We start from the raw sequence: 4,558 nt of genomic DNA, 5'->3' as shown, positions 1-4,558 counted from the left end.
GGGAAAGGGGAGTATGCTCGTGATGAAGATGGGGATGGTTTTCACGAAGTACATGTTAACACCATTGAAGGTTGTTGGTCATTACTACGCTCATGGTTAAGACCTCATCGAGGTATTTCTCAAGAAAAACTACCTTTTTATTTAGCATTATTTGAGTTTGTGTACAATATAAAGTGCCGAGGAAAAAGCTTACTTAATGATCTAATAGAGCTATTGATATAACCCCCTAGGAATCCATATAGAGCCTTTTTAGGTTTATCCAGCAGCGCTATGTGGGCTACTACAGCTCATATTAAATATAAAACTATAGGGTACCCTGTAGCCAATACGAAGGATTTTTACTGTTAGTCACTTCGACAGAATCAAGCTATAGTAGCAGCTTCCTTTAGTCAGTATCACTTACATCAGTAACTCTAAGGAAGAACATGCATAAGCTCATTTTAATCACAGGGGCCAGTCGTGGTATAGGGGCAGCAACGGCATTACTTGCTGCCTCACAGGGCTACAGTGTAATAGTCAACTATAAATCCCAAAAAGATAAAGCTATCCATTTAACAGAGCAAATCCGTAATTGCGGTGGCAATGCATGGACTATCCAAGCTGATATAAGTTGCCCTGAGCAAGTTATTCATATGTTTAATGAAATTGATTCATTAGGTATACTGAAGGCATTGGTGAATAACGCAGGTGTTGTAGACTTACAAACCTCATTTGTTGATGTTAAGCCTGAGCGCTTGCAACGCATATTTAACACCAACGTAATTGGTGCGATGTTATGTGCTCAACAAGCTATAAGACGAATGTCTACTCGTCATGGAGGTACTGGAGGTAGTATCATCAATGTCAGCTCAAGTTCAGTAATCACTGGCAGTCCCAATGTTTATGTTGACTATGCTGCAAGCAAAGGCGCACTTGATGTTTTCACCAGAGGATTAGCCAAAGAGGTTGCCCAGGAAGGTATTCGAGTGAATGCAGTACGTCCTGGTTTTATTAGTACAGACATTCACGCAGATACAGGTAACACAGAACGTTTTAACAATGCAGATAAAATCATTCCGCTAGGCAGATGCGGAAATACAGAAGAAATAGCTGAAGCTATTTTATGGCTTATATCGGAAAAAGCTTCTTACTGTGTAGGTAGTTTCCTGAACTTAACAGGGGGCCTGTGATTGAAAGAGCTAAGCAACCAGCTGTGCTGAATAATTATCAATATAACTATATTAGTGAATACGATAACAAGCTGAAAGTGCCAGACAATATACTTAAGGGAGCTAATTAATCCACTCTATGGAAAGAGGGATCACTTGTGATTATTAAAAACAACCATCCACTTATTAAGGCATCGAAATACATGCCTCAGTGGCAAATACGTCATTTTAGCTGGTTACCCATTAATCAAATAGTTTACAACTATGTACATTATGATCATGGTATTGCTAGCTTTGGTACAGATATTGACTGGTTTAGAACATATTGGGAGTGTGGACTACAAAATAAAGTGATTGGCAGGCTAAAACCTGGATTTCATAGCTGGGCACTCAATAATCACCTTCGTGCCGAAACCAGACTCGCTCATAAAAGTGGACTAAAATACAAGCTTGATATTGTCATCCAACATGAGGATTATTGCCAATTGTTTAGTATTGGTAGCATTATGCCGGCTCAAGTCGTATTGGATAACATCTTGAGTAACTACAACTTATTTCAAGAAAAACTGCAATCTCTTGCCAACAGTCTACATAGTGTTATTAATGAGACAGGCTCTAAAATCTACTTGGAGCCTGATATTTCATTGCGTGAACAACTGACGATTACCAGTGACTTTCAGCAACAACCTGACAGCTTAAATCTTACCCATATCGAAAAACAGTGCTTAGAACTACTCAACCTAAAATGTTCTACCAAAGAAATGGCAAACTCTTTGGGCTTAAGTGAAATAGGCATTAAAGCAATCATTTATCGTATTAACGCAAAGTTAAAAGAAGACCATCCTGCTTATTTTCAGTTTAAGGAAAAAAGTCAATCTATTGGTTTAATGAAAGCTTAAGTTTTAGGATAGTAAAAGCTACATTTGGCTGATGTTTATACTGAGTTTTAACGAATGAATAAGTTTTAACTTTTAAAGCTGTGGACAAGGAAGGATAAGAAGTATATGTCAATTTCAAAAAAACAAATAGCTCTGGTTGTTGCAGGAAATGCTTTTGAATGGCTAGACTTTGTAGTCTATGCAAGCCTATCCAGTGTGCTTACCAAGCTTTTCTTTCCCAATACTGATTTCAACTCAGGTCTACTAATGACATTAGCCATTTTTTCAATGTCATTCTTGGCACGACCTATTGGTGGACTCATATTTGGCCATTTAGGTGATGCTTATGGAAGACGTCTTGCACTGTATACATCTGGAGGTGTTTTAGCATTCACTTCAATTGCCATAGCATTAATGCCAACCTATGAAACACTGGGTGTTGCTGCTCCCATTATTTTGCTCTTAGTGCGTGTAATACAATCCATTGCCATAGGTGGCGAGTACCCAGCACTTGTTACCTACTTAATTGAGTCAAGCCCAGCCAATAAGCGAGGCTTTTATGGTACTTTTGCTCAAATATCAACTACAGGTGGCGTACTGCTGGCAACCTTAGTGATGATGGGATTAAATAGCTGGTTAACTAGCGAACAAATTCTTAGCTGGGGTTGGCGTTTACCTTTTGGAATTGGCTTTATCACGTTACTAATATGCCTTTACTATCGATTTAAATTACTTGAAACGCTAGAATTTCAAGCTGCGCGCCAAAAGTTAACTCACTTTAAAAAAGCCCCTGTTAAAGAAGCTTTTACGCAACATTATCGTACAATCCTATTTATCTTTATTATGATCATGGCTCCTGCGGTTGTTTTTTATACATACAATATATCAGGACAAATGTTAGTTAAACGGCTACCCGTTTCAGATGAAGTTAAACTATGGTTACCCGTCTTCAACGCCATTCTTCTAACAGGTCTTATGCCAGTTTGTGGTCTATTAATTGACCGTCTAGGCTGGCAAAAAGTGATGGGCAGTGGCTTTATTTTAGCCATCATTGCAGGAACCCCAATCTACTATATTATGCAGCAACCAAGCTTGGTCGCGTTACTCTCCGCACAGCTGTTATGGGCTGTGATCGCAGCACTTATTCTCTCTTGTGTTCCCATTTCACTTGTTGATAGCACAGAAGTGAGTACCCGTACGACTGTGTTAGCCATTAGCTATAATTTATGTCTAGTACTCTTTGGTGGATTTACTCCCACTATCAATCTTATGCTGAACAGTTATAACCCTGTTATGCCAGGAGTTTATGTTTCTGTAGTATCTCTTATTTCACTGCTCTGTATTACTCGCTTTAGCCCTCAAACATATACACAGCAGTTACAGCGAGCTTAGGATGTTACTGCAGACTATAAGTATAAAAAAAGCCGACATGTGTTCGGCTTTAAGCTTTATATCAATTACTCATATCATTATTGTGAAGGTTTAATCTCAACAAAAAATCATGCTCTAGCATTAGTTGCAACATGGAGCCATCTTTTTGCATTTTCTCAAGCTTTTTATTAAATACTTCAGTTAGCGACTCATTATCTTTACTAAAAGCCACATGCAATTTATTTTCAGATAACACTTTAGGCAAAAACTCTACCTCTTTAAGTAGTAAAGGTGATATTTTTTTATTTCATGCCGAGCTACAAGCTCATCCTCTAATGTTAAATCTATTCGATGATGAAGCAGTTTATAAAAATTAATGATAAAGGTTCTTTCAGAAATTTTGGCTATTTCCTTAGAAGAATCAAATGCTTCGTTATAAGCATAATCACGAACAATGCCAATTTTATACGATTTTAAATCGGCAAGCTTGTTAAACGAGATATTACTGTTACTTCGCTTAATAAACTTAATGCGGTTAAACATATAAGGATCAGTAAAATGTAAACTTTTCGCACGTTCTTCAGAATACCAAACATCAAGCAACCCATCAAAACTCCCTTCTATTGTTCCTTTAAGCGCTCTTGCCCAAGGCAATATAAAGACCTGAACTTCAACATTATTATCACTGAAAATTTTTCTTATAAGTTGAGGTGAAAAGCCATTGCCTTTTAAGTTCGCGCCACTATATGGTGGCCATTCTGTAGCAGCAAACTTAAGCTCTTTACATAGCACAGGTGGTAATGTAGCCACCGAGCAAAACATTATAAAAAATAACTTAATTAATAATGTGCTGTTTAATTTAGTTGCCATGAACAATTCATCAATACAGTAATTTAACTAAGGCTCTATATGGATTCCTAGGGGGTAGCATATAATACAACCAAAGATGTATTATGCACGTCTATTTGGGTAAATTAAGTCAGTAATAAGCAAAGAATGATCAATATCAAACAACTGGTAAATGATGAGCAATGCTACCAGTTTATTCGTCAGAGACGTTGGCCTGATGGCGTCAGCTGCCCTCACTGCCAGTCTCAACAAGTAGAAGGCAATGGTAATCATCAAAAGCAAATTGCCCGAAAACGTTATCGCTGCCTAGCG

At 37.8% G+C, this 4,558-nt stretch carries 6 protein-coding genes and 1 pseudogene; 5 read left to right on the top strand and 2 right to left on the bottom strand.

What is annotated here, in order from left to right; translation table 11 throughout:
* From F607_RS34985 to F607_RS0125035, 4 genes and pseudogenes are all read left to right on the top strand, one after another.
* A pseudogene (locus F607_RS34985) lies at positions 1-222 on the top strand (IS1595 family transposase); the annotation flags it as partial.
* Between the two features lie 203 nt (positions 223-425).
* Positions 426-1,169, top strand: coding sequence for an SDR family oxidoreductase (locus F607_RS0125050; protein ID WP_027710220.1), 744 nt, complete (start codon positions 426-428; stop codon positions 1,167-1,169).
* A gap of 137 nt (positions 1,170-1,306) precedes the next feature.
* Entirely contained in the window at positions 1,307-2,047 is a 741-nt protein-coding gene (locus F607_RS0125040; protein ID WP_133296179.1) for a helix-turn-helix transcriptional regulator, read from the top strand.
* Positions 2,048-2,152: 105 nt separating this feature from the next.
* Positions 2,153-3,418 carry an MFS transporter gene (locus tag F607_RS0125035; protein ID WP_027710218.1) on the top strand — a complete coding sequence of 422 codons (1,266 nt, stop codon included), beginning with the start codon at positions 2,153-2,155 and terminating at the stop codon, positions 3,416-3,418.
* A 61-nt stretch (positions 3,419-3,479) separates the two neighbouring features.
* Here the strand turns inward: F607_RS0125035 and F607_RS33250 are convergent, their stop codons facing one another.
* Together F607_RS33250 and F607_RS33245 are read right to left on the bottom strand one after the other, a co-directional pair.
* On the bottom strand, positions 3,480-3,662 hold the full coding sequence (locus F607_RS33250) for a hypothetical protein (protein ID WP_027710217.1): 183 nt from the start codon (positions 3,660-3,662) through the stop codon (positions 3,480-3,482).
* Between the two features lie 5 nt (positions 3,663-3,667).
* Positions 3,668-4,267 (bottom strand): substrate-binding periplasmic protein, encoded by a 600-nt coding sequence (locus F607_RS33245; protein ID WP_027710216.1) that lies wholly within the window; start codon positions 4,265-4,267, stop codon positions 3,668-3,670.
* Positions 4,268-4,393: 126 nt separating this feature from the next.
* On the opposite strand from F607_RS33245, the gene F607_RS36255 reads away from it, so the two are divergent.
* A partial coding sequence (locus tag F607_RS36255; RefSeq protein ID WP_169719850.1) for a transposase occupies positions 4,394-4,558 on the top strand: 165 nt, incomplete at its 3' end.

Origin of the sequence: Zooshikella ganghwensis DSM 15267 (assembly GCF_000428585.1) — a bacterium.
Classification (GTDB): domain Bacteria; phylum Pseudomonadota; class Gammaproteobacteria; order Pseudomonadales; family Zooshikellaceae; genus Zooshikella; species Zooshikella ganghwensis.
The sequence above is the reverse complement of the archived record's forward strand: the minus strand, read 5'-3'. Positions and strand labels throughout refer to the sequence as shown.